The sequence below is a fragment of the Deltaproteobacteria bacterium genome, from assembly GCA_016218975.1.
In the GTDB taxonomy this organism is placed as follows: Bacteria; Desulfobacterota; Deferrimicrobia; order Deferrimicrobiales; family Deferrimicrobiaceae; genus JAENIX01.
The window spans coordinates 51,672-74,311 of record JACRCO010000001.1 but is presented as its reverse complement, the minus strand read 5'-3'; the positions used below and the strand labels follow the sequence as shown (position 1 = coordinate 74,311).

Below are 22,640 nucleotides of genomic sequence, written 5' to 3'. Positions count from 1 at the left end.
CTCTCAAGCCCGCCCTGTGAAAAAAGGAGGGGGTTAAATGTCCCGCACGTTCCGGTTGGCCGGCCTGGCATTCGTTCTGGCGTTCGCCCTGGTCTTCATGGGGGCAGCGAAAGATTCGCCCAAAGCGGCGGCTCCGGCAAAAGCGAAAGGCCCGGCGATTCCCGCGAAGATCGGAGTGATCTCGATCATAACGGGGCAGGGGTCCGGCTACGGAGAGGCGATAACGAACGGCTTCAAGCTCGCGCGCGAAGAGATCAACGCCAAAAGGGAAGTGAACATCGAGCTCGTCGTCATGGACTCGTCCGGAAAACAGGAGCAGGCGCTGGCGGCCGCGCAGAAGCTCATCAACTCCGACCGGGTGGCAGCGATCCTGGGCCCCACCCTTTCCACCGAGATGAAGGTCGTGGCGCCCGTGGCGAACTCCGGCGGCGTACCGATCATGGGGACGTCCACTACCGCGGCGGGTATCACCCTGATCGGCAAGTACGTTTTCCGAAATTCTCTCCCCGAGTCCCTCGCGATTCCGGCGTCCGTGAACAAAGCCGTGAAGAAATACAACATCCGCAAGGTGGCGCTCTTCTACGGCAACGACGACGTCTTCACCAAGTCGGGCTACGACACGATGAAAAAGGTGGCATCGGACCTGAAACTCACCGTCGTCACGACCGAAACGTTCCAGAGAGGGCAGTCGGACTACAAGGCGCAGCTTACGAAGATCAAGGCTCTTTCCCCCGACGCGGTTTTCTGCTCGGCGCTTTACGAGGAAGGCGGCGTGATCCTTTCGCAGGCCCGAAAGATGGGGATCAAGGTCCCTTTCGTGGGCGGGAACGGGTTCAATTCGCCCAAGGTCATCGAAATCGCCAAGGAGGCGTCCGAAGGACTCATCGTTGCGACGCCGTGGTTCGCCGAAAGGAACGACCCGAAGGTGAAGGCATTCGTCGCGCGTTATCAGAAAGCATACGGGAAAAAACCGGACCAGTTCGCGGCGCAGGCTTACGACGCGCTCTACATCATGGCGGAAGCGCTTAAAAAAGCCGGGACGGCGGACCGCAAAAAACTGCGGGACGCACTGGCGGAAGTCCGGAATTTCAACGGGGTCCTCGGAAAGTTTTCCTTCGACGCCGAACGGGACGTCGTCATGGACCCCGTCGTGCTGACGATCAAGGGCGGGAAGTTCCAGATATTCCAATAGACGCCGAAAGTCATTGTTCGCGGAACAGCTGATAAACGGCATCACCCTGGGCAGTATCTACGCCATCGTGGCGCTCGGCTACACGCTGGTCTTCGGCGTGCTCGACATAATCAACATGGCGCACGGCGAGATCTTCATGTTCGGGGCGTTCGTGGGTATGCTGATCGTCACGAAGGCCCATGCGCCGCTCTGGATGGCGTTCCTGGGAGCGATCGCCGCCACCGCGGCGATGGGTTTCCTGCTGGAGCGGATCGCCCTTCGGCCCTTGCGCGGACGGACGGGTGTGTCCCCGCTGGCTCCGCTCATAAGCACGATAGGCGTTTCCATCCTTCTGGAAAACGTGGCCCACAAGATTTTCGGGGCGGGGAACCAGCTGTTCGAGACGCCCTTCGCGGAGATCCGGTTCGAGATCGGTCCGCTCACCGTTTATCTCGTGCAGGCGGCGATCCTGGCGATTTCCCTTCTCCTCATGGCGGGTCTCTCCCTCTGGCTCCATCGGACGAAGGCCGGCAAGGCGCTGCGGGCAACGGCGGAGAACCTGGAGACCGCCGCCCTTCTCGGTGTCGACACCACGAAGATCATCACCGCCACGGTAGTCATAGCGTCCGCCATGGGAGGCGTGGCGGGCGTCCTTGTCGGCATGGCCTTCAACTATATAAACAACCAGATGGGGCTGGCCATGGGACTCAAAGGGCTGGCGATCATCATTCTCGGCGGCATGGGGAGTGTCGCCGGCGCGGTGGCGGGGGGCTTGCTCCTCGGCCTTTCCGAGACGTTCGTCGTCGCCTACGGAAACTCCGGCTACCGCGACGCCATCGCGTTCGCCGCGATCATAGCGGTGCTGCTGCTCCGTCCCCAGGGGCTGTTCGGCCAGGCGCCGACGGAAATGCAGCGGTGACGCGGTGTCGTTCGACTGGCTGAACCCATATCACCTGCAGGTCGGCTCGTTCCTTCTCATCAACGTGCTGCTCGGCATCAGCATTTTCGTTACGCTCTCCACCGGGCAGCTTTCCCTCGGCAACGCCGGGTTCATGAGCATCGGGGCATACGCCTCCGCGATCCTTACCACGCAGCACGGATACTCCATACCCGCGGGGATCTCCGCCGGATCGGTCCTGGCGGGCGTTTCGGGCATTCTCGTAGGCATCCCCGCACTGCGCCTTAGGGGTGTGTACCTGGCGATAGCGACGCTCGGTTTCGGCGAAGTGCTGCGGGTGATCTTCATCAACTGGGAATCGCTGACCGGGGGCGCCGTCGGGATCGCCGCCATCCCGCAAATGGGGAGCGAGATCCTGGCCTTCGCCGAAAACGCGGGCGTTTCGCCCGAATCCCGGGGATTGATGAACAACCAGTTCATAAGCCTCGCGGTATTCCTGATCCTGCTTCTGTGCGTCATCATCGCAATCCTGTTTTTCCTGCGGCTCTACTCCTCCCGCGTGGGGAGGGCGTACACGGCCATCCGCATGGACGAAACCGCGGCGGAATGCTCGGGGATAGACACCACCTATTACAAGGTTCTCGCCTTCAGCCAGGGAGCGTTTCTGTCGGGGCTTGCCGGGGCGCTGTTCGCGCACGCCACTACCTACATCAGCCCCGCGGATTTCACATACCACCGTGCCGTCGAGATCCTTGTCTTCGCCGTATTCGGGGGAAGCGAGGTCTTGTTCGGCCCGGTCTTCGGCGCAACCCTTCTGACCGTGCTCCCGGAGCTGCTCCGGGCGGTCATCGACTACCGGTATATCATCTACGGGATTCTTGTCGTCCTGATGATGGTATTCCGGCCGCAGGGGTTGATCGATCCCGCGCTTATGGCCCGCCTTGCCAACGGCGGGAGGAACCCGGGAGGCGGATAAGGTGGCGCTGCTTTCTCTTGCCGGTGTCGGAAAGAGCTTCGGCGGCCTGAATGCTTTGAGCGATGTCTCCTTCTCGGTGAAGCAGGGGGAGATCTCGGGCCTGATCGGACCGAACGGAGCCGGGAAGACGACCCTGTTCAACATCATCACATCGGTTTTCCCGCCGAGCGGCGGGCATGTCCTCTTCCGCGGGGAAGACCTCGCGGGGCGCAAACCGCACGACGCCACGCGGAACGGGATCGCACGCACCTTCCAGAATATCCGCCTGTTCCCGAAGATGTCGGCACGGGAAAACGTAATGGTCGGCAGGCACGCGAAAAGCCGCGCCGGGATCTGGAGGAGCGTCCTCCGGACCCGGGGGCAGCGTTCGGAAGAGGCGGGTATCAGGGAAAAGACGGACGAACTCCTTTCGCTGATGGGGCTTGCCGGCTTCGAGGACTCCCCTGCGGGGAAACTTCCGTACGGCCATCAGAGACGCCTGGAAATCGCACGCGCGCTGGCCGCCGAGCCCCGGCTCCTGCTTCTGGACGAGCCCGCGGCTGGCATGAACGACGCCGAGACCCTGGAAATTCACCGGTTGATCCTCGAGATCCGCGCATCGGGGGTGACAGTGCTCCTGATCGAGCACGACATGGAGCTCGTCATGAACGTATGCGACAGGCTGGTCGTCCTGAACTTCGGCAGGAAGATCGCGGAAGGGACCCCCGTGGAAATACGGGGGAATCCTGAGGTGATCGAAGCATATCTCGGCAAGGAAGAGGAAGAAGAGCGGGATGCTTGAAGTCCGGGGGCTCGAGGCATCGTACGGGAACATCAAGGCGCTCAAAAGCGTCGATCTCGACGTCGAAGCGGGAAGCGTCGTCTGCATCCTCGGCGCCAACGGGGCCGGGAAGACGACCTTCATGAAAACCGTCACCGGCCTGCTGCCTCCCGCAGGAGGGAAGATCGCGTTCCGGGGGGAGGACATCACCGGGCTCTCACCGGATACCATAGTACGGAAAGGGATTTCCCTCGTTCCGGAAGGCAGGGCGATCCTTTCCCGGATGACGGTCCTGGAAAACCTCGAGATGGGCGCATACCACAGGAAGGGCGTCGAAGTGCGGAAGGACCTGGAGAGGCTCCTTGAACGGTTTCCCGCGCTTAAAAACCGGCTGGGGCAGCGGGGCGGCTCACTGTCGGGGGGCGAACAGCAGATGCTGGCCATCGCCCGCGCACTGATGGCGCGACCGAAACTTCTGCTGCTGGACGAACCGTCGCTCGGACTTGCACCCTTGGTCGTTACCGATATTTTCCGCATCGTGAAGGAGATAAACGACGAAGGGACTACCGTGCTGCTGGTGGAGCAGAACGCCCGCCAGGCGCTTAAGGCATCCCGCTACGCCTACGTGCTGGAGACCGGAAGGATCGCCCACCAGGGCTGTTCCCTCGACCTGCGTAACGACCCGAAGATCAAGGAGTCGTATCTCGGGGGAAGACGCCGTTGAGATACAATACCTGAAGAACTCCCGGAAACGGAGGTCCCCATGACGTCGGAAAAGACGCAAGCCGCGCACTCGGTCCCTGTAGAGTACATCCCGAGGATACGTGACAACTACGCAAGGCTCGGATACACCGCGTACAAGTGGATCGTGAGCGAGACCGCGCCCCCCTTGACGCACTTATCGAAGCCGTTGTCGGAATGCCGTCTCGGGCTCGCCGCTTCGGGGGGCGTCTACGTGGCGGGGCAGGTCGCCTTCCATTACAAGGACGACACATCCCTGCGCGATATCCCTGCGGACGTGGATTCGTCCATGCTCCGCGCGACCCATTTCGCGTACGACCTTTCCGATGCCCGGACCGATCCGAACGTCGTCTTCCCGATAGACACACTGCGGCGGCTTGCCCGTGAAGGGGTCATCGGGTCGCTCGCAAGCCGGTTTCAATCGTTCATGGGGGGAATTTACTCGGCGCGCCGCGTCACCGGGGAACTGGCCCCGCAACTGCTTCAGCGCCTGCGGGAAGAAGAGGTCGATGCGGTCCTTCTCGTACCCGTCTGACCTGTCTGCCACCAGTCCGTGGGACTGGTCGCAAGGCACCTGGAGGCGGCGGGCATCCCGACGCTGTGCATGACGAGCGCCCTCGACATCACGAACGCGGTCCGGCCGCCCCGCGCGGCGTTCCTCGACTATCCCCTCGGACACACTACGGGCAAGCCGGGCGATCCCGAGCTGCAGCGGCGTATCCTTGTCGAGGCGCTCGATGCGTTCTCCTCCCTGTCGTCCCCGGGGACGGTCAAGATGCTCCCCTTCCGCTGGTCCGATGACGAGATCTGGAAGGAAAAGGCATTCGCTGAAGGCGACGAACGCCTGGAACGCGTCGACACTCCTCAGTACCAGTCCGAAGAGGACAGGAGGCTTGCGGAAACTGCCGGGGCGCCGCCGTGCCCGGTCTGCGTCCCCCTTAAATAAAAAAAAACCCCGGAGGGGTTTGATCGTCAGGAGGCATGTTATCGGTGCCCTCCTTGGCTCCGTCAGCGCAACAAGAAGCCCGAGCCTCGGAGCTACGGCGGGCTATCCTCCGTAGCTCGAAATTCAGAAGGTTTTAATTGTTAATTTCGAGCGAAGGAGGATGGAGCGGGCGACGGGATTTGAACCCGCGACTTCAACCTTGGCAAGGTTGCACTCTACCACTGAGTTACGCCCGCATTCGGAAAGTCGATTTTATGGGAATCCGCCGCTCGCTGTCAAGAAACAGATAGTGCAGGAACAGATCGGGCGGACCCCGGTCACTGCTTGAAGATCTCCCCCACGAACCGGAAGAAGTAGTCGATCCCCGACCAGGCCGTCAGGATGATCCCGCCGATGAGAAACCCCATTCCCACGAGGTGCGCGTCGAGCCCGAAAACCGGGTAATGAAGGATCAGCGCCGCAACGCCGATGTTCAGGAGGAGCGTCTTGGCCTTGCCGAGTTTGGAAGCGGCGATGACCAGTCCCTCCGTGGAGGCGACGCCGCGCAGGGCCGTCACCCCGATTTCCCGCGCGACGACGATCGCCACCATCCACGCGGGAACCCGTTCGGGAGGAATCAGCATTATCATGGCGGAACATACAAGCAGCTTGTCGGCCAGCGGATCGAGGAGTTTCCCGAGCGCGGTCACCATTTCGTACCGCCGGGCGAGGTACCCGTCGAAGAGATCCGTCACGGTGGCCGCAACGAACAGGGCGAACGTAACCAGCGAACGTGAATAGGAAATTTCGTAATCGTCCGGGACATAAAGGAGAACCACCACGATCGGGATCGTCAGGATCCGCAGAAGGGTAAGGATCGTAGGCGGGTTGAGACGGGACTGGCGGTTCATTCCTTTGCGGAGTACTTCTCGTAGAGGCTCAGCACCCGTTTGACGTATGTCCGGGTCTCCGGGTAGGGGGGGATGCCGCGGAACTTTTGAACCGCTGCCGGCCCCGCGTTGTAGGCGGCGACCGCATGGGTGACATTGCCGCCGAACGTACCCAGAAGTTCCTTGATGTACTTCACGCCTCCCTCGATGTTTTCCACCGGGTCGAACGGGTCGCTCACCTTGAGGCGTTTCGACGTGAACGGCATTAGCTGCATCATCCCCTTGGCCCCCTTGCGGGAGACGGCGAACCGGTTGCCGTTCGACTCCGCCCGGATGATCGCTTTTACGAGCGCCGGGGAAAGGTTATGCGCCCGGGAATAACGGTCGGCATAATCCATCATCCATCCGCTGGAAGCTTCGCTGCGGGGAGACGCGGGGGGCTCCTTGATCCCTTCCCTGAGGTAAAGCTCATATTTACCGTCGTATTGTGTATTTGTGAAATGGACGACGCCGTCCCCGTCCACGAACCGGTATATGTCCGCCCAAAGTACCGTTGGACAAACAGCCAGGGATATGATTAAAAATATGCGGAAATAAATCATAATTTCCAATTCTAAGAGAACCCCCATTCCCTGTCAACCTTGGGAGGAGGCTTTCAACGGGAGGGAAGGCGTCATGGAACGCACCTCGAATTTTTTGGTGATAGGAAGCGGAATCGCCGGCTTGAGTTTCGCCCTTCGCGCGGCGAAGTTGGGCACGGTGACGATCGTCACGAAAGTCCAGGCGTCGGAGTCGAGCACGAATTACGCCCAGGGCGGGATCGCAACGGTATGGAGCGGAGAGGATACCTTCGAGTCGCACATAGATGACACCCACCGGGCCGGGGCGGGGCTTTGCAGTTCCGAGGTGGTGGACATGGTCGTCCGCGACGCGCCCGCAAGGATAAAAGAGCTCATCAACTGGGGCGTCCGGTTCACCCGGAGGGACGGAAAGCAGGAATTCGACCTTGGACGCGAGGGCGGACACTCGCGGCGCCGCATCTTCCACGCCAAGGACCTGACCGGCCGGGAGGTCGAGCGCGCCCTGCTCGCCAAGGCACGGGCGAACCGGCGGATCCGCCTCTACGAGCATCACGTGGCGATCAACCTCATAACGCGGCAGCGGCTGGAGGCGTTCGACCGCCGCGGGGCGGACGAGGCGCTTGGCGCCTATGTCCTCGACCGGGAATCGGGGGCGATCCACACCTTCATCGCGGATGCCACGATCCTGTCCACCGGCGGCGCGGGGAAGGTCTACCTTTATACCAGCAACCCCGACATCGCCTCCGGCGACGGAATCGCGATGGCCTACCGGGCAGGCGCCACGATCGCGAACATGGAGTTCGTGCAGTTCCACCCCACCTGCCTGTTCCACCCGCACGCCAAATCGTTCCTCATCTCGGAAGCGGTGCGCGGGGAGGGGGCGGTCCTGCTGAACCGGGCCGGAAACCGTTTCATGAAGGACGTCCATTCCATGGCGGAATTGGCGCCGAGGGACATAGTAGCGCGAGCCATCGACTCGGAGCTTAAGCGTTCGGGGGAGGACTGCGTCTACCTCGATATAACCCGCAAGGGAAGCGCGTTCATAAAGCGGCGGTTTCCGAACATCTACGAGACGTGCATGTCCTTCGGCATCGACATGACGAAGGAGCCGATCCCGGTCGTTCCCGCCGCCCATTACCTCTGCGGCGGCGTGCGTACGGACCTGCACGGAGAGACGGACATCCGGCGGCTTTTCGCCATAGGCGAGTGCGCCTGCACCGGCCTGCACGGTGCCAACCGGCTCGCCTCGAATTCACTGCTGGAGGCCCTGGTGTATTCCGCCCGGGCCGTCAAGCGGTCGGCCGAAACGTACGCCGGGAAGCCCCGCGCCCGCATTGCTATCCCGAAATGGGACCCGGGAAAGGCACAGGACTCCGACGAGGCGGTCGTCGTCACGCAGAACTGGGACGAAGTACGGCGGCTCATGTGGAACTACGTCGGAATCGTCCGCTCGAACAAGCGCCTGATGCGGGCTCTCGACCGGATCGAAATGCTGAAGCGGGAGATCCAGGAGTATTACTGGAACTTCAAGGTGACCGCGGACCTGTTGGAACTGCGGAATATCTGCACGGCCGCCGAGCTGATCGTGAGGTGCGCCATGCAGCGCAAGGAGAGCCGCGGCCTGCACACCACGATCGACTACCCCTACCTCGACGACGAGCACTGCCGGAAGGACACGCTGCTGCGCAGAGAAAGATTCTGAGGAACTCCGCCACCATGACTCTCGAGCAGGGCACCCCTTGAGGCGTGCGAGGCTCGAGAGGGGGGGGCAGGCGTAGCGACTTCGGGGAACGTTACTCCCAGGCGAGGACCGCGCGGCCCTGCACACCGGAGAGGACGAGCTTCAGGCGCGGCGTTCCGGGTTTGGCGGGCTCGCCGCCCATGGCCTCCTTGGGGAACGCGACCTCGTAGGCGCGGTACCACGTCCCCGAGTAAGGGAAGAACCGGGAGATCTCCGCGGGCTTCAGATCCGATTTCCGGACGTATGCCGGCGCGAAATCCTTCTCGTCGGCCCTGACCAGGCGCAGGCTCCACAGCGTTCCCTCCTTCTCGAGGTCGTTACCTCTCTCGTCGGGAACGAAGAGCGCGACGAAGAACCGCGCGTGCCTCTCCGATTCATCCTTCCACTGCCGGGTCACCTTCTCCGTCCGCTCGGTGTCGAGGTAGTAGATGCTTGTGAATTCCTCGGTGAACGCACGGACCCAGTCGGGTGAAAGCCACGTGGCGGACAGGATGAACCGGGTGTCGAGCCCGTCGTGGACCTCTTTCGTGCGGGTGTACTTCTCCGTCGTCTGCGCGTAGGTGGGCGAACCCATCACCCTCTCGTACAGCCGTCCGACACGGGTGCCGCAGCCCGCGAAGAGGAGCGTAGCGGCCGAAATGGCGAACACGCAAACGCAGAGAGCCGCGCGGCGCGAAGCTTCAGGCATTTTCGACGTCCTCTTTGAGGAACATCGACTCGAGCCGATATCCCTTTTCGGCGATCGTTTCGGCGCCCCCCTCGTTCCTGTCCACGAGAGCGATTACCCGGGAAACCGTCAGCCCGGCCCCTTCCGCGCGCTCGATCGCGCGCAGGGTCGAGGCGCCCGTCGTCACGACATCCTCCACGATCGCGACCTTCATCCCCTCGCTGAGATTCTTCGTACCCTCCACCCACTGGGCGGTGCCGTGCTTTTTGGGTTCTTTCCGAATGATGAAGGCTGGAATCGGCCGTCCGAGAAGCGCGCTGGTCAGCGAGACCGCCGTCACGATGGGGTCCGCCCCGAGGGTGATCCCCCCGACCGCCTCGGGCCACTCCCCTTTCGCGAGCATCTCGCAGATGAGCCTGCCGCAAAGGACTGCTCCCTCGGCGGTGAGCGTGGTCTGCTTGCAGTCTATGTAGAAATCGGACTCCCTGCCCGATGACAGGATCACTTTCCTTTTCTCGTAGCTCTTCTCTTTGAGGATCGCAAGAAACCGGGCGCGGTCGCCGGCGGCGGCCGCAGTCTGAAGGGTCATTGGCGTGTTACCTCCGGTAAGGAGAAATGTGCGTCCGTATCAAACCCTGATGGAGCCGCGGAACAACGGGAGCTGCTCCTCTGATTCTTCAATTTCCAGCGGCACGGGGTAGCTGCCGGAGAAGCAGGCGTCGCAATATCCTTTCGGAGCGGTCGGGACGCAGGCCCGCAGGCTGTCTATCGTCAGGTATCCAAGGGAATCGGACGTTATATAACGGTTGATCTCATCGAGCGTGTGCGTCGCCGCGATGAGGTCGCGGCGGAGAGGAGTGTCGATCCCGTAGAAACAGGGGAACGAGGTGGGGGGCGAGCTGATACGGACGTGGACCTCCTTCGCCCCGGCCGACCTGATCATCTTGATGATCTTCCGCCCCGTGGTCCCGCGCACGATCGAATCATCCACCACCACGACGCGCTTCCCCTTCACAACGTCGCGCACGGCGTTGAGCTTGATCTTCACGCCGAAGTGCCGGATCGACTGCTGCGGCTCGATGAACGTCCGCCCGACGTAATGATTCCTTATGAACCCCATCTCGAACGGAATGCCGGATGCTTCCGAGTAACCGATTGCGGCCGGCACCCCGGAGTCGGGGACGGGAACGACGATGTCGGCTTCGACCGGGTGGAGGCGGGCAAGCTCCCGCCCCAGCCGCTTGCGTATTTCGTAGACGGAGATCCCGCCGAAAATCGAGTCCGGCCGGGCGAAATAGATGAACTCGAAGATGCAGAAGTGGGGAGGCGCGGGGAAAAAGGGACGCGAGGAATGCAGGCCGTTTTCGTCGATCACGAGCATCTCCCCCGGGTCCACTTCCCGGACGAGTTCGCCCTCGATGAGGTCCAGGGCGCACGACTCCGAACAGACGACGAACCCTCCCTTTATCTTCCCCAGCACCATCGGCCGTATGCCGTGGGGATCGCGGACCGCGATGAGCTTGTCCCTCGTCAGGAACAGCAGGGAGTAGGCACCCCTCACCTGGGTCAGCGCATCGACTATCCGCTCCTCGATCTTCGCCCGCCGGGAACGCGCGATCAGGTGGATGATGACCTCGGTGTCCATCGTGGACTGGAAGATGGAACCCCCGACCTCGAGTTCCTGCTTCAGGAGGTGTGTGTTCACCAGGTTCCCGTTGTGGGCGACGGCGATCGAGCCGCTCTCGAAATCCACGACGAACGGCTGGGCGTTTTTCAGCTCCGAGCTGCCCGTGGTCGAGTAACGGACGTGCCCGATGGACATGTGGCCCGGAAGGCGCGAAAGGACATCTTCCGAAAAGATGTCCGCGACGAGCCCCATCTCCTTGTGAAAGGTGATCACATCGCCGTCGGAACAGGCGATCCCCGCGCTTTCCTGTCCCCGGTGCTGAAGCGCGTACAGCCCCAGGTAGGTAAGGTTGGCCGCTTCAGGGTTCCCGATTACGCCGAATATGCCGCACATTTAGGTACTTATCCCCCACCCTGGGCGCCCGTGCCGGGGCCGCCCAAGTTCCATCTTATCATCCCGCGGCTGTCTTGCCGCTGAATACCCGGTCGAAAATCGCATCGACGTTTTTCAGGTAATACCCGATGTCGAACAATTCGTCAAACTCCTTGCGCAGCAGAAGCGCGCGGATTTCCCGGTCCTTCCAGAGCAGGGAAGCGAAGTCCTTTTCACCGCGCCACGCCTCCATGGCGGATTTCTGGACCAGCGCGTAGGCCCGCTCCCGTGAAAGTCCCTTGGCGGCCAGCGCCAGGAGCACCCGCTGGGAAAAGAGCAGGCCTCGCGTGCGGTCAAGGTTCTTCTTCATGCGGTCGGGATAAACGAGCAGCTTGTCCATAATGCCGTTGAAACGGTCGAGCGCGAAGTCGAGGACGATGGTCGCGTCCGGTGCTATCACACGCTCCGCGGAGGAGTGGCTGATGTCGCGTTCGTGCCATAGCGCCACGTTTTCCATGGCGGTGACAGCGTAACCGCGAAGGAGGCGCGACAGCCCCGATATGTTCTCGGAAAGGATGGGGTTGCGCTTGTGGGGCATCGCCGAGGATCCTTTCTGCCCCTCCGAGAAATATTCCTCCGCCTCCAGCACTTCCGTACGCTGGAGGTGCCGGATCTCGACGGCGAACTTGTCCAGAGAAGATCCGACTATGGCGAGCGTAGAGAAAACTTCCGCATGCCGGTCCCTCTGGACGACCTGTGTCGAAACCGGTGCGGGCTTCAACCCGAGTTTCCGGCAAACGTACTCCTCGACGAACGGGTCGATGCTGGCGAACGTCCCGACGGCGCCGGAGAGCTTTCCCACGGATATAACGTCCCTTGCGCGGCGCAGCCTGGCGGCGTTCCGCCGCATTTCGTCCGCCCACAGGGCCATCTTCAGGCCGAAGGTGATCGGTTCCGCGTGGATGCCGTGGGTGCGGCCGATCATCACGGTGTCCTTGTGCTCGAGGGCCCGCCGCCCGAGAGTATCGACCACCTTCCCGGCTTCACGGATGAGGAGGGTCAGCGCCTGCCGCATCTGCACCGCAAACGACGTGTCGAGCACGTCGGAGCTGGTCATCCCGACGTGCAGGAACCGCGAGTCGTCGCCGATGTGCTCCGCCACCGAGGTAAGGAAGGCGATGACGTCATGCTTGACCTTCTTTTCTATCTCGTCGATCCGGGCGACGTCGAACTTCGCGCGCTTGCGCACCCGCGAAAGCGCGTCGGAGGGGATCCACCCCTTCTCGGCCATCGCCTCCATCGCAAGCAGCTCGATGTCCAGCCAGATCCGGAACCGGTTCTCCGGTTCCCAGATCTTCGCCATCCCGGGCCTGGTATATCTTCCGATCACGATGTTCCTCCTTTTTTGCCCGCCGCGTACCCGGCTTACATGCCGGTGTGGCCGAACCCGCCTTCGCCCCTCCGGGTCTCGTCGAGATCGTCGACGACCCTTAAAACCGCCCGAAGGACGGGCGAAAAGACGATCTGGGCTATGCGGTCGCCCCGCCGTACGGAGAACGGCTCGCTGCCGAAATTCACGAGGATCACAAGTATCTCTCCGCGGTAGTCCGAATCGATCGTGCCGGGGGAATTGAGGCATGTCACCCCGTGCCTGGCCGCAAGGCCGCTGCGCGGCCGCACCTGCGCCTCGACGCCCGGGGGCAGCGCCACCGCTATCCCCGTAGGGATCAGCGCACGCCCAAGCGGAGGGAGCACGACCTCGCCGTCCACGTCGGCGCGCAGGTCCATCCCGGCCGCTCCCTCGGTCTGGTAGGCCGGCAGCAAGTCCTCGCGCACTTCCCTCAGGAAGCGCACGGGAATCGGCCGGTCGGCTCCCATATTCAAAAAACCAGTTCGCTGTCCGGCGGCAGGTCGCCGACTGCGGCGAGGGAAAACAGGTCCCGGCGCAGCATCGAGGCGGCGAGGCTCCTGACCCGATCCGGAGTGACGTCTTCCACCCGTCGCAACGCCTCTTCGGGGGACTCCATGCGGCCGAGAAACATCTCGTTCATCGCCAGCCGGGACATGCGGTATTCGGAGCTCTCGAGGTTCAGCTGCATGCCCCCCTTGATCAGCTCCTTGGCGAGGGATATCTCCTCGTCCCCGATCCGACCTTCCCGGATCTCCCCGATCACGTCGGATACCACGGATAGGACTTCGCCCGCCTTGTCACGGGATGTCCCCGCGCAAATCTTCAGAATCCCCGAGTCGGCATAGGCGGAAAGGGAGGAATAGATGGAATAGGCCAGGCCGCGCTTTTCACGTACCTCCTGGAAGAGCCGGCTGCTCATGCCGCCTCCAAGGACCACGTTCATGACGTGCGCTGCGTATTTGTGCTCGCTTCCGCGGGACACGCCCGGCGCTCCCAAAAGCAGGTGGAGCTGCTCCAGCGGCTTCTTCTTGAGAAACACGCCATGCCGTGGAGGAGGCGGCGCTTCGGGGGAAAGCCGCAGCCCGAGATCAAGGGAACCCAGGGCCCCGGAGAACCCGGCGACGACGTCCTCGTGCGGGAGGTTCCCCACAACCGAGACGATCGTTCCCTGGCGGCGGAACCGGTCCGAGAAGTACTTGCGGACCCGGTCCCTGTCGAAGGCGGAGACGTTTCCGGACGTGCCCTGGACGGGAAATCCGAGCGGGTGGCCTCCCCAGTACGATTCGTGAAAGAAGTCGTGAAGGTAATCCTCCGGGTTGTCCTCGACCATGAGGATTTCCTGTAGAACGACGCCCTTTTCGCGCTCCAGCTCCTCGCCGTCGAAGCTGGAATTGAGAAAGATGTCTGTGAGAAGGTCGGAGACCAGGGGGAAATCCTTTTCGAGAGCCTTGGCGAAGAAGAAGGTGTATTCCCGGTCGGTGCAGGCGTTCATCGAGCCTCCGACGGACTCGATCTCGCGGGCGATGTCGACGGCCTTCCGCCGGGCGGTTCCCTTGAAGAGGAGATGCTCTATGAAATGGGCGATGCCGTTGTCGACCGGGGACTCCGAGCGGGAGCCCACGGAAACCCAGACGCCGATGGTGACGGAGCGCAGGTAGGGAACCTGCTCGCTCAGGATGGTGACGCCGCTGTCGAGGATGGTTTTCCCGACGCTCATCGGCGAGGTAAACCCGAATCTACCTGCGGCCCCTGGGCCCGCCGCGGTCGCGATCCCTGTCCCGGCCGCGGTCTCCCCTTCCTTCCCGATCGCCTCTTCCTTCACGCTCTCCCCTGCCCTCGCCCGGCTCGCCCGGAGGGGCGACCGGGAACTTCCCCTCGACCTCGAATTCCTTGTGTGACAGACGCATCTTCCCGTCCCGGTCGACCTCGAGGACGCGTACCTTGACCTCGTCCCCTTCCTTGAAGCAGTCGGAAACGGCGCGGACGCGCTGCTTGGAGATCTGGGAAATGTGCAAAAGGCCCTCGGTGCCGGGAAAGATTTCCACGAAGGCGCCGAAGTCCATGATGCGACGCACCTTCCCGTCGTAGACCTTCCCAACCTCCGGTTCCTGGACGATTCCTTCGATGATGGCGATGGCCGCCTTGGCCGAGTCGGCGTCAACGGCAGCGATCTTGACCGTCCCGTCGTCGTCGATGTCGATCTTCACGCCGGTCTGTTCCTGGATCCCGCGGATGACCTTTCCTCCCGGGCCGATGATCTCACGGATCTTCTCGGTCTTCACGGTCATCACGTAGATCCGCGGGGCGAACGGCGAAAGCTCGGGACGCGCCGTGTCCATCGTGGAGTTCATCTTTCCGAGGATGTAGAGGCGGCCCTCACGCGCCTGGCGGAGGGCGGTCAGCATGATCTCGCGGCTGACGCCGCCGATCTTGATGTCCATCTGGATGGCGGTTACGCCTTTCGCGGTGCCCGCCACCTTGAAGTCCATGTCTCCCAGGTGGTCTTCGTCTCCCAGGATGTCCGAGAGCACCGCGACCTGCCCGTCCTCCTTGATGAGCCCCATGGCGATGCCCGACACCGCGCCGGTCGTGGGGATCCCGGCGTCCATCATCGCCAGGGAAGCGCCGCAGACCGTGGCCATCGACGAGGAGCCGTTCGACTCGAGGACCTCGGACACGATGCGGACCGTGTACGGAAATTCGATCTGGGGAGGGAGCACCTTGGTGACAGCCCGCTCGGCGAGCGCTCCGTGCCCAACCTCGCGGCGCGCCGGCGCCCGAAGCATTTTCACCTCGCCGACGCTGAACGGCGGGAAGTTGTAGTGGAGCATGAACGCCTTGGTGGTATCGCCCAGAAGGGAGTCGATCCGCTGCTCGTCCTGCGTGGTCCCCAGCGTTGCGGTGACGAGCACCTGGGTCTCGCCGCGCGTGAAGATCGCGGACCCGTGGGTTCGCGGCAGCACTCCCACACGGCAATCGATATTCCGGATGTCGGTGAGCCCCCGTCCGTCGATCCGCTTCTTTTCGGCGAGGATCTTTCCGCGGACGATCTTCTTCTCCAGGTTCTTGAAAGCTTCGGCGATGAGGGGGGCCTTTTCCGCCCGCTCCTCTTCGGGGAAGGAGTTCCGCACGGCCTCGGCGATCTCGTCTATCCGCTTGCGTCTCTCCTGTTTTACCTGGAGGTCGTACGCTTCCCGGAGGGCGTTTCGAGCGATCTCCCCGATCCGGGCAAGGTCTTCCGCGGGCAGGTCCTTCTTCTCGAATCCACGCTTCGGCTTGCCTAATTCGGCCTGCATCGCCTCCTGCATGTCGAGGATCGGCTTGAGGGACTCATGGGCGTACAGGATGGCGTCGAGCACATCTTCTTCGGGGACCTCGGACACTTCCCCTTCCACCATAAGTATGGCGTCGCGGCTTCCGGCCACGAATATGTTCATGTCGCTCTTGTCGAGGTCGGGGATGGGAGGATTGATGACGAGCTTCCCGTCGATCCGCCCCACCCGGGCGCCGGCTATCGGCCCCTGAAACGGGATGTCGGACAGGGAAAGCGCGGCGGACGCTCCGATCATCGCCAGGATGCCGGTATCGTTTTCCTTGTCCGCCGAAAGAACGGTGGCGATAACCTGCGTTTCGTTGTAGTAGCCTTTCGGGAAGAGCGGACGGATCGGACGGTCGATGAGCCTTGACGTCAGCACCTCGTGTTCCGACAGCCTGCCCTCCCTTTTGAAGAAGCCGCCGGGGATCTTCCCGACGGCGAACGTCTTCTCAACGTAGTCGACGACCAGGGGGAGGAAGTCGATCCCGGGCCTCGGAGTCTCGTTGCCGCAGGCCGTGACCAGCACCACGGAGTCTCCGTAGCTTACGACCACCGATCCGCCCGCCTGCTTTGCCACGACTCCCGTTTCGATCGATAGTAATCTTTCCGATACTTCCTTTTCGTACACGTGTCCCAATTTATCTATTTCCCTTCTGGTGCCGCCGGTGCGGCAGATATTCGGTGGGTTGTCTTGCCGTTCCCGTTTTACTTGCGCAGGCCCAGCGCTTCCACCACGGCTTTGTACCGCAGCGATTCCTTCGATTTCAGATAATCGAGGAGCCGACGCCTCTGGCCGACCAGTTTCAACAGCCCACGCCGGGAGTTGAAGTCCTTGTTGTGGGTCTTCAGGTGGTCGGTGATCTCGTTGATCCGCTCCGTGAGGAGGGCGATCTGGACCTCCGGCGAGCCGGTGTCCGATTCGTGCACCTTGAACTTGCCGATCAACTCTTTCTTTTTTTCAGTTTCCAGGCTCATCTCGCTTCGCCCTTCCCCTTTCGCCGGATCAGAATATCATGATGATTTATGTACGTTTTTTTATACCATATCCCGTATTGGAAGTAAATTCATATGCCCCGCAGGATTCGCCACTGCCCGCCCGTCTGCCGCTCCACGAGGGCGACGGGGCCCTCATTCCCGTGGGTCAGCAGGACCGCGCCCGTTCCCGGCCCCGGGTCCCGGCCCGCAAGCCAGGGCCCGGGCGAACTGCCGTGCCGGACGGCCGCGACGGCCTCCGCCGATATCTCCCACTGCGGGAAACCCGCGAGAGCCTTCCCGATAGGCACCAGCCTGGCTGCGGCCTCTCCGCGCTTCCCTTCCTCGATGAGTTCGGCGAGCGTTACCGACTCTTCGATCCGGAACGGCCCGCACCGCAGGCGGCGCAGATAAGAAACGGTCATCGGGACGCCCAGGACGGGTCCCATGTCCCTCGGAATCGCACGCACGTAAAAACCTTTCGTGCACTTCAGGAATATCGTAAAGCCCTCCGGGGACCAGGAAAGGAGCCTGGCCTCCGAGACCGTCACCTGCCGCGGGGCAAGCGTCACTTCCTTCCCCTGGCGGGCCATCACGTAAGCCCTGGTGCCGGATACCTTGACGGCTGAGAAGGCTGGCGGAACCTGGTCCCACGTCCCGACGAGAGAGGAAACGGCGGCCTCCACCGATTCCCGCGTCGCGAATGCTCCCGGCCGGGATTCGATTTCCTTTCCGGCGGCGTCCCCGGTGTCGGTGGCCGCGCCGAACCGGAACGTGGTTTCGTATTCCTTGTCCTGCGAGGCTATATAGCCCGCGATCTTCGTGGCCCTGCCCGCGCAGACGACAAGCACCCCGGTCGCCATCGGGTCGAGCGTGCCCGCATGCCCGCATTTCTTTTGCCGCAGCGCCCTGCCCACCTTCTCCACCGCGCGGAAGGAGGTGATGCCTGCGGGCTTGTCGAGGACGATCACGCCGTCGGTCACCCGAGCACCGCCTCCAATGACCCGAAGACTTTCCCCTTCACCTCGGCGAGGGTGCCCGGGACGGTGCACCCCGCGGCGTTCTTGTGTCCGCCGCCGCCGAAGGACTGGGCGATCGCTGAAACGTCGACACGCCCCTTGGACCGGAAGCTTACCCTGAACTCCGCTTCCCCTTCCTCGCGGAACGAAACGGCCACTTCCGCCCCGATCACCGAGCGTGGATAGTTGATGAACCCCTCGAGCGCATCCTTGGTCGTGGAAAAATCGGCAAGGTCCTTCTTCATGGTCGTGATGGCGGCCACTTTGCCGCCTGCCCGTATCTCGAGGGAGTCGAGAACCCGCCCGAGCAGGCGCAACAGGTCCGCGCTCCGGCTCTCGTACACTTTCTCCGCCACATCCCACGGGTCGATCCCCCGGCGCACCATTTCGCCCGCGATGTGGAACGCCTCGGGAGAGGTGTTGGAATAGTGGAAGGAACCGGTATCGGTCAGGATGGCCACGTAGATGTTCACGGCGACGTCGTAGTCGATCTCGGCGCTCATGGAGTCGAGGATGCGGAAGATCAGCATGCCGGTCGCCGCCGCATCGGGATCGATCAGGCAATAATCTCCGTTGCATCCATTCGTCCTGTGGTGGTCGATATTCACCATGAGGGGGGGCTTGCGCAATTCGTCCTGTACGCGCCCGGTCCGCTCCGGGGAACCGCAATCCACGACGACCGCGACGTCGTAACTGGAACCGTCCTCGTTCCGCACGACGCTTTCCGCCCCGGGAAGGAAGAGAAGGTTGCCGGGCACGGGATCGGCGTTGAGCACGGTCGCGGTTTTGCCCATTTTGCGGAGCGCCATCGCAAGCGCCAACTCGGATCCGATCGCGTCGCCCTCGGGGTTCTCGTGGCACGCGATCAGGAAGCGGTCCTTCTCGCGGAAGACGCGGCATATTTCCCTGATGTCATTCCTCACCGGGGCCCTCCGTACCGATCTCCCTGAGCAGACGGTCGATCTTTGCGCCCTTTTCGAACGAGTTGTCGTAAATGAAAAAAATTTCCGGAGAGTACCTCAACTGCAGGGAACATCCCAATTCCTTCCGGATGAAGCCCTTGGACCGCCGAAGCGCGTCGCGGACGGCAAGGCGCTCCTCGTCCCCTCCAAGGACCGAATAGTGGATGCGCGCGGACTTGAGATCGGGGGTGACCGTCACGTCGGTGACCGTCACAACCCCCATACCGGGGTCCTTCACACGGTTCTGGAGGATCAAGGAGACTTCTTCCCGGATGCGTTCGGCCACCCGTGCGGGTCGGTCGCTGCGGCCCCTCATATTAGTCCTCCTCGATCTTCTGGAACTCGATCCTTCGAGCAACGAGTTCCACTTCGCCGTCCTGCCCCACGAGGCCGCAGATCCTGTCCATCATCGATTGGGCGAGTCGAGCGTCGGTTGTGACGAGCGCCACCCCGATCCGTCCGCGCTGCCACAGGTCCTGGAAACCCACCTCGGCGACGGAGACGGGAAACCCCGCGCGTATTTTGCCGGTCAGCCCCGAAAGCCGACGGCGCTTGTCCTTGAGGGAGGCTGCGTCCGGGAAGAGGAGATCCGCCACCAGCACCGCGACGAGCATGGTTTCCTACCCTTCCGAACGGAAGACGGCGTCGTACCCGGATATCCTCTACGCGAGCGTTCCCGCGACCTTCTCCATAACGAAGGCCTCGATCTGGTCGCCGACCTGGATGTCGTTGTACCCCTCGATGCCGACGCCGCACTCGTACCCTTCGAGAACCTCGCGCACATCGTCCTTGAAACGCTTGAGCGACGACAGCTTCCCTTCGTACACCACCACGCTGTCCCGCAGGAGGCGGATGTTGGAGTTCCGGGTGATTTTGCCGGACAGGACGTAGCAGCCGGCGATCGTCCCGATCTTGGAAATGTGGAAGGTGTTGCGGACTTCGGCGCGGCCCTGGGATGCCTCGCGGAAGGTCGGCGAAAGCAGTCCTTCCATGGCCTTCTTGATGTCCTCCACGACGTCGTAGATGACGGTGTAGAGACGAACGTCCACCCTCTCCCGCTCGGCGAGGTCCGCCGCCTTGGACTCCGGGCGGACGTTGAAACCGATGACAACGGCGGTGGAGGCCGAGGCGAGCATGACGTCGGATTCCGAGATCCCCCCTACGCCGGAGTGGATGACGACAACCTTCACCTTCTCGCCGGAAAGCTTACCGAGAGAGAACTGGAGCGCCTCCATCGACCCCTGGACGTCCGCCTTGATGACGATGTTCAGCTCCTTGAGGTCTCCCGCCTCTATCTGGCGGTGGAGATCTTCAAGGCTGAACCGGGGCCGGGCCACCGTTTTCTCCCGGTCTTTTTCCTGGCGGTGCATCGCGATCTGGCGCGCCGTCCGCTCGTCCTTCAGCACCGCGAACTTCTGCCCCGCGCCGGGGAGGCCGTCCAGCCCCTGGATCTCCGCCGGGGTTCCGGGCGGGACCTCCAGGAACCGCTTCCCCTTGTGGTTGGACAGCGCGCGGACTCTCCCGAAATGGGTCCCTGTCACGATGGCGTCGCCGACATGCAGGGTCCCCTCCTGGACAAGGACGGTGGCAACCGGTCCCCGCCCCTTTTCCAGGCGCGACTCGATGACCGTCCCCCGCGCCATCTTCACGGGATTGGCCTTGAGCTCGAGGATATCGGCCTGAAGGAGGACCAACTCGAGCAGGCCCTCGATGCCCGTCTTCCGTTTCGCGGAGATGTTGGCGTACAGCGTCTGGCCACCCCACTCCTCGGGCACCAGCCCGTGCTCCGAGAGCTGCTGCCGGATGCGGTCGGGCTGCGCCCCCGGCTTGTCGATCTTGTTCACGGCGACGACAATGGGAACCACGGCGGCCTTGGCGTGGTCGATCGCCTCGACGGTCTGCGGCATCACCCCGTCGTCGGCGGCGACGACCAGCACGACGATATCGGTGACCGACGCGCCCCGTGCGCGCATCGACGTGAACGCCTCGTGCCCCGGAGTGTCCAGGAGGACCAGTTTCCGAGCCCCGTGCTCCACCTCGTACGCGCCGATGTGCTGCGTGATCCCGCCGGCTTCCGTGGAGATGACGTCGCTGCTGCGGATCGCGTCCAGGAGCGTGGTCTTGCCGTGGTCCACGTGCCCCATGATGGTGACCACCGGCGGGCGTGCGACGAGGTCCTCCTCGCGGTCCGTCTCCTGGTCGATCAACCCTTCCACCTCGGGAGCGACGTTCTCCACTTCATATCCGTACTCCTGTGCGAGGAGCTTGGCCGTGTCGGCGTCGAGAAGCTGGTTGAGCGTCGTCGGCATTCCCATTTCGATCAGCTTCTTGATGACGTCGGAGGCCTTGATCCCCATTCGGTGGGCGAGATCCCCGACGGTGATGACTTCCTCGATCTTGAACACCCGCTTGCTTGCCTTCGGCGGGAGGGTGGAGGGGGCTTTTTTCTCCCTGACGGGTTTTCCCCTCCTTTTCTGCGCCCGCGTCGGCTGGAATTGGCGGACAACCACGGGTTCCGCTTCGGCGGCCGGCTTTTCCGCAGCCTTGGGGGGCTCGGGCTCCTCGACGATCTCCTGTATGATCGTCCTCTTGAGGACCCCCTTCTGCACCTTCTTCTCGTGGGGCTTGGCCTTCTTCCACTTCTTTTCCTTTTCCTTCCGTTCCTCGGCGGCTTTCTCCGCGGGAGTCTTCTCCACGACCCTGACCGCCGCATCCGCCGCAGGAGCGGCTTCCGCTTCGGGAACGGGCGCTTCCGCAACGGGAGCGGCGACTTCAGTCGCCGGTGTGCCGGCGGCTTCAGCTGCCTCTCCGGGTGCCGGTTCAACGGTCGCAGCCGGATGGGCGGGTGCTGCGGTCGACGCAGGATGAGCCGGCGCGGGAAGACCGGCTGCGGGCGCCGCAGGTTCTTCGGGAACGGGCGCCTTTTCGACGACGGGTGCGCCGCGGCGCAGGACCACCTTGCTGGAGCGCCTCTCCAGCGTCCCGTCGGCCCGCGTCACTACGAGCGTTTGCTTCGGAGGAGGGGGGGGTGCGGATTTCCGGAAGTGATTCTTCACCCGGTCGATGACGTCGCCCTCGATGTTGCTGGATGCCGATTTCCCCTTGTGCCCGATCCGTTCGAGGAACAGGAGAATTTCCCGACTCGTCTCCATACCGAGGTCCCTTGCCAGATCGCGGACCCTGACTTTCTCCATCAACCCTCCCTGCCCTTTTGCTTCTCCCGCCACCAGGCGGTGATTTTCTCTCCCAATGCCGTCCCGGAAGCTCCCATCTTCCACCGCGCTGCCCCTTTGGGAGTTCCGATCCGCCGTGCGAAACCTTCGATGCACTCCGCTTTCCGGCAGAGGTATATTCCCCGTCCCGGCCTCACTCCTTCCGGGTCGGGGTCCCAGGCCGCCCCCGGCCGTCCAGCGATCCTCAACAGGTTCCGCTTCTCACCCGCGCACCCGCATTGGACGCACGTCCGTTGCGGGGTACCGACCGCCTCAGGAGGCATCGCCCCCCGTCTTTTCCGCCTCGGCCTCCCCGGCGGTAGACGCCGCCGCTTCGGGCGGATCCGGTGACGGTCCGGCCTCCGCAGGCGCCGTTTCCGCAGGCGCCGTTTCCGCTTG

General features: G+C 62.9%; 24 protein-coding genes and 1 tRNA gene. 8 read left to right on the top strand and 17 right to left on the bottom strand.

Features of this window, described 5'->3' with window-relative positions:
- Positions 1-37 precede the first annotated feature (37 nt).
- From HY896_00345 to HY896_00315, 7 genes are read left to right on the top strand one after another with little or no spacing between them, the layout of a single operon-like run.
- Positions 38-1,192: an ABC transporter substrate-binding protein gene (locus tag HY896_00345; protein MBI5574795.1), complete on the top strand. Its 1,155-nt coding sequence runs from the start codon at positions 38-40 to the stop codon at positions 1,190-1,192.
- Between the two features lie 13 nt (positions 1,193-1,205).
- A complete protein-coding gene (locus HY896_00340) occupies positions 1,206-2,090 on the top strand; it encodes a branched-chain amino acid ABC transporter permease (protein MBI5574794.1) in 885 nt (294 codons plus the stop codon).
- Between the two features lie 4 nt (positions 2,091-2,094).
- Positions 2,095-3,045 carry a branched-chain amino acid ABC transporter permease gene (locus HY896_00335; GenBank protein ID MBI5574793.1) on the top strand — a complete coding sequence of 317 codons (951 nt, stop codon included), beginning with the start codon at positions 2,095-2,097 and terminating at the stop codon, positions 3,043-3,045.
- A gap of 7 nt (positions 3,046-3,052) precedes the next feature.
- Complete coding sequence (locus HY896_00330) at positions 3,053-3,826, top strand: ABC transporter ATP-binding protein (protein MBI5574792.1); 774 nt, start codon at positions 3,053-3,055, stop codon at positions 3,824-3,826.
- Complete coding sequence (locus HY896_00325) at positions 3,819-4,529, top strand: ABC transporter ATP-binding protein (protein MBI5574791.1); 711 nt, start codon at positions 3,819-3,821, stop codon at positions 4,527-4,529. Before HY896_00330 ends, HY896_00325 begins: the two co-directional genes overlap by 8 nt.
- Positions 4,530-4,568: 39 nt before the next feature.
- Positions 4,569-5,081, top strand: a complete 513-nt coding sequence (locus HY896_00320) for a hypothetical protein (protein ID MBI5574790.1) — start codon at positions 4,569-4,571, stop codon at positions 5,079-5,081.
- Positions 5,082-5,099: 18 nt separating this feature from the next.
- The gene (locus tag HY896_00315) at positions 5,100-5,492 is read left to right on the top strand and encodes a hypothetical protein (protein MBI5574789.1); all 393 of its coding nucleotides are present in this window, start codon (positions 5,100-5,102) and stop codon (positions 5,490-5,492) included.
- 161 nt (positions 5,493-5,653) lie between these two features.
- Here HY896_00315 and HY896_00310 read toward each other — a convergent pair.
- The 3 genes from HY896_00310 to HY896_00300 form a co-directional block, all read right to left on the bottom strand.
- Positions 5,654-5,728, bottom strand: a tRNA-Gly gene (locus HY896_00310).
- Positions 5,729-5,809: 81 nt separating this feature from the next.
- On the bottom strand, positions 5,810-6,382 hold the full coding sequence (gene pgsA / locus HY896_00305) for a CDP-diacylglycerol--glycerol-3-phosphate 3-phosphatidyltransferase (GenBank protein MBI5574788.1): 573 nt from the start codon (positions 6,380-6,382) through the stop codon (positions 5,810-5,812).
- Positions 6,379-6,963: a lytic transglycosylase domain-containing protein gene (locus tag HY896_00300; protein ID MBI5574787.1), complete on the bottom strand. Its 585-nt coding sequence runs from the start codon at positions 6,961-6,963 to the stop codon at positions 6,379-6,381. Before HY896_00300 ends, pgsA begins: the two co-directional genes overlap by 4 nt.
- Before the next feature lie 73 nt (positions 6,964-7,036).
- Here HY896_00300 and nadB point away from each other — a divergent pair, with 73 nt between their 5' ends.
- Positions 7,037-8,644 carry an L-aspartate oxidase gene (gene nadB, locus HY896_00295; GenBank protein MBI5574786.1) on the top strand — a complete coding sequence of 536 codons (1,608 nt, stop codon included), beginning with the start codon at positions 7,037-7,039 and terminating at the stop codon, positions 8,642-8,644.
- A gap of 91 nt (positions 8,645-8,735) precedes the next feature.
- On the opposite strand, the gene HY896_00290 is transcribed toward nadB, so the two are convergent.
- The 14 genes from HY896_00290 to HY896_00225 form a co-directional block, all read right to left on the bottom strand.
- On the bottom strand, positions 8,736-9,371 hold the full coding sequence (locus HY896_00290) for a hypothetical protein (protein ID MBI5574785.1): 636 nt from the start codon (positions 9,369-9,371) through the stop codon (positions 8,736-8,738).
- A complete protein-coding gene (gene pyrE / locus HY896_00285) occupies positions 9,364-9,939 on the bottom strand; it encodes an orotate phosphoribosyltransferase (GenBank protein ID MBI5574784.1) in 576 nt (191 codons plus the stop codon). Before pyrE ends, HY896_00290 begins: the two co-directional genes overlap by 8 nt.
- Positions 9,940-9,978: 39 nt before the next feature.
- Positions 9,979-11,370 carry an amidophosphoribosyltransferase gene (locus tag HY896_00280; GenBank protein MBI5574783.1) on the bottom strand — a complete coding sequence of 464 codons (1,392 nt, stop codon included), beginning with the start codon at positions 11,368-11,370 and terminating at the stop codon, positions 9,979-9,981.
- A gap of 58 nt (positions 11,371-11,428) precedes the next feature.
- On the bottom strand, positions 11,429-12,739 hold the full coding sequence (locus HY896_00275) for an adenylosuccinate lyase (GenBank protein MBI5574782.1): 1,311 nt from the start codon (positions 12,737-12,739) through the stop codon (positions 11,429-11,431).
- A 35-nt stretch (positions 12,740-12,774) separates the two neighbouring features.
- Entirely contained in the window at positions 12,775-13,227 is a 453-nt protein-coding gene (dut, locus tag HY896_00270) for a dUTP diphosphatase (protein MBI5574781.1), read from the bottom strand.
- Between the two features lie 2 nt (positions 13,228-13,229).
- Positions 13,230-14,582 (bottom strand): insulinase family protein, encoded by a 1,353-nt coding sequence (locus HY896_00265; GenBank protein ID MBI5574780.1) that lies wholly within the window; start codon positions 14,580-14,582, stop codon positions 13,230-13,232.
- Positions 14,497-16,713: a polyribonucleotide nucleotidyltransferase gene (gene pnp, locus HY896_00260; GenBank protein ID MBI5574779.1), complete on the bottom strand. Its 2,217-nt coding sequence runs from the start codon at positions 16,711-16,713 to the stop codon at positions 14,497-14,499. The genes HY896_00265 and pnp overlap by 86 nt, the downstream gene beginning before the upstream one ends.
- Before the next feature lie 68 nt (positions 16,714-16,781).
- Positions 16,782-17,051, bottom strand: coding sequence for a 30S ribosomal protein S15 (rpsO, locus tag HY896_00255; GenBank protein ID MBI5574778.1), 270 nt, complete (start codon positions 17,049-17,051; stop codon positions 16,782-16,784).
- A gap of 89 nt (positions 17,052-17,140) precedes the next feature.
- On the bottom strand, positions 17,141-18,031 hold the full coding sequence (truB, locus tag HY896_00250) for a tRNA pseudouridine(55) synthase TruB (protein MBI5574777.1): 891 nt from the start codon (positions 18,029-18,031) through the stop codon (positions 17,141-17,143).
- Positions 18,028-18,990 carry a bifunctional oligoribonuclease/PAP phosphatase NrnA gene (locus HY896_00245; GenBank protein MBI5574776.1) on the bottom strand — a complete coding sequence of 321 codons (963 nt, stop codon included), beginning with the start codon at positions 18,988-18,990 and terminating at the stop codon, positions 18,028-18,030. Before HY896_00245 ends, truB begins: the two co-directional genes overlap by 4 nt.
- The gene (gene rbfA / locus HY896_00240) at positions 18,980-19,345 is read right to left on the bottom strand and encodes a 30S ribosome-binding factor RbfA (GenBank protein MBI5574775.1); all 366 of its coding nucleotides are present in this window, start codon (positions 19,343-19,345) and stop codon (positions 18,980-18,982) included. Before rbfA ends, HY896_00245 begins: the two co-directional genes overlap by 11 nt.
- 1 nt (position 19,346) lies before the next feature.
- The gene (locus HY896_00235) at positions 19,347-19,643 is read right to left on the bottom strand and encodes a DUF503 domain-containing protein (protein MBI5574774.1); all 297 of its coding nucleotides are present in this window, start codon (positions 19,641-19,643) and stop codon (positions 19,347-19,349) included.
- A gap of 48 nt (positions 19,644-19,691) precedes the next feature.
- The gene (gene infB / locus HY896_00230) at positions 19,692-22,223 is read right to left on the bottom strand and encodes a translation initiation factor IF-2 (protein MBI5574773.1); all 2,532 of its coding nucleotides are present in this window, start codon (positions 22,221-22,223) and stop codon (positions 19,692-19,694) included.
- Positions 22,223-22,525: a YlxR family protein gene (locus tag HY896_00225; protein MBI5574772.1), complete on the bottom strand. Its 303-nt coding sequence runs from the start codon at positions 22,523-22,525 to the stop codon at positions 22,223-22,225. The genes infB and HY896_00225 overlap by 1 nt, the downstream gene beginning before the upstream one ends.
- Positions 22,526-22,640: the final 115 nt, after the last annotated feature.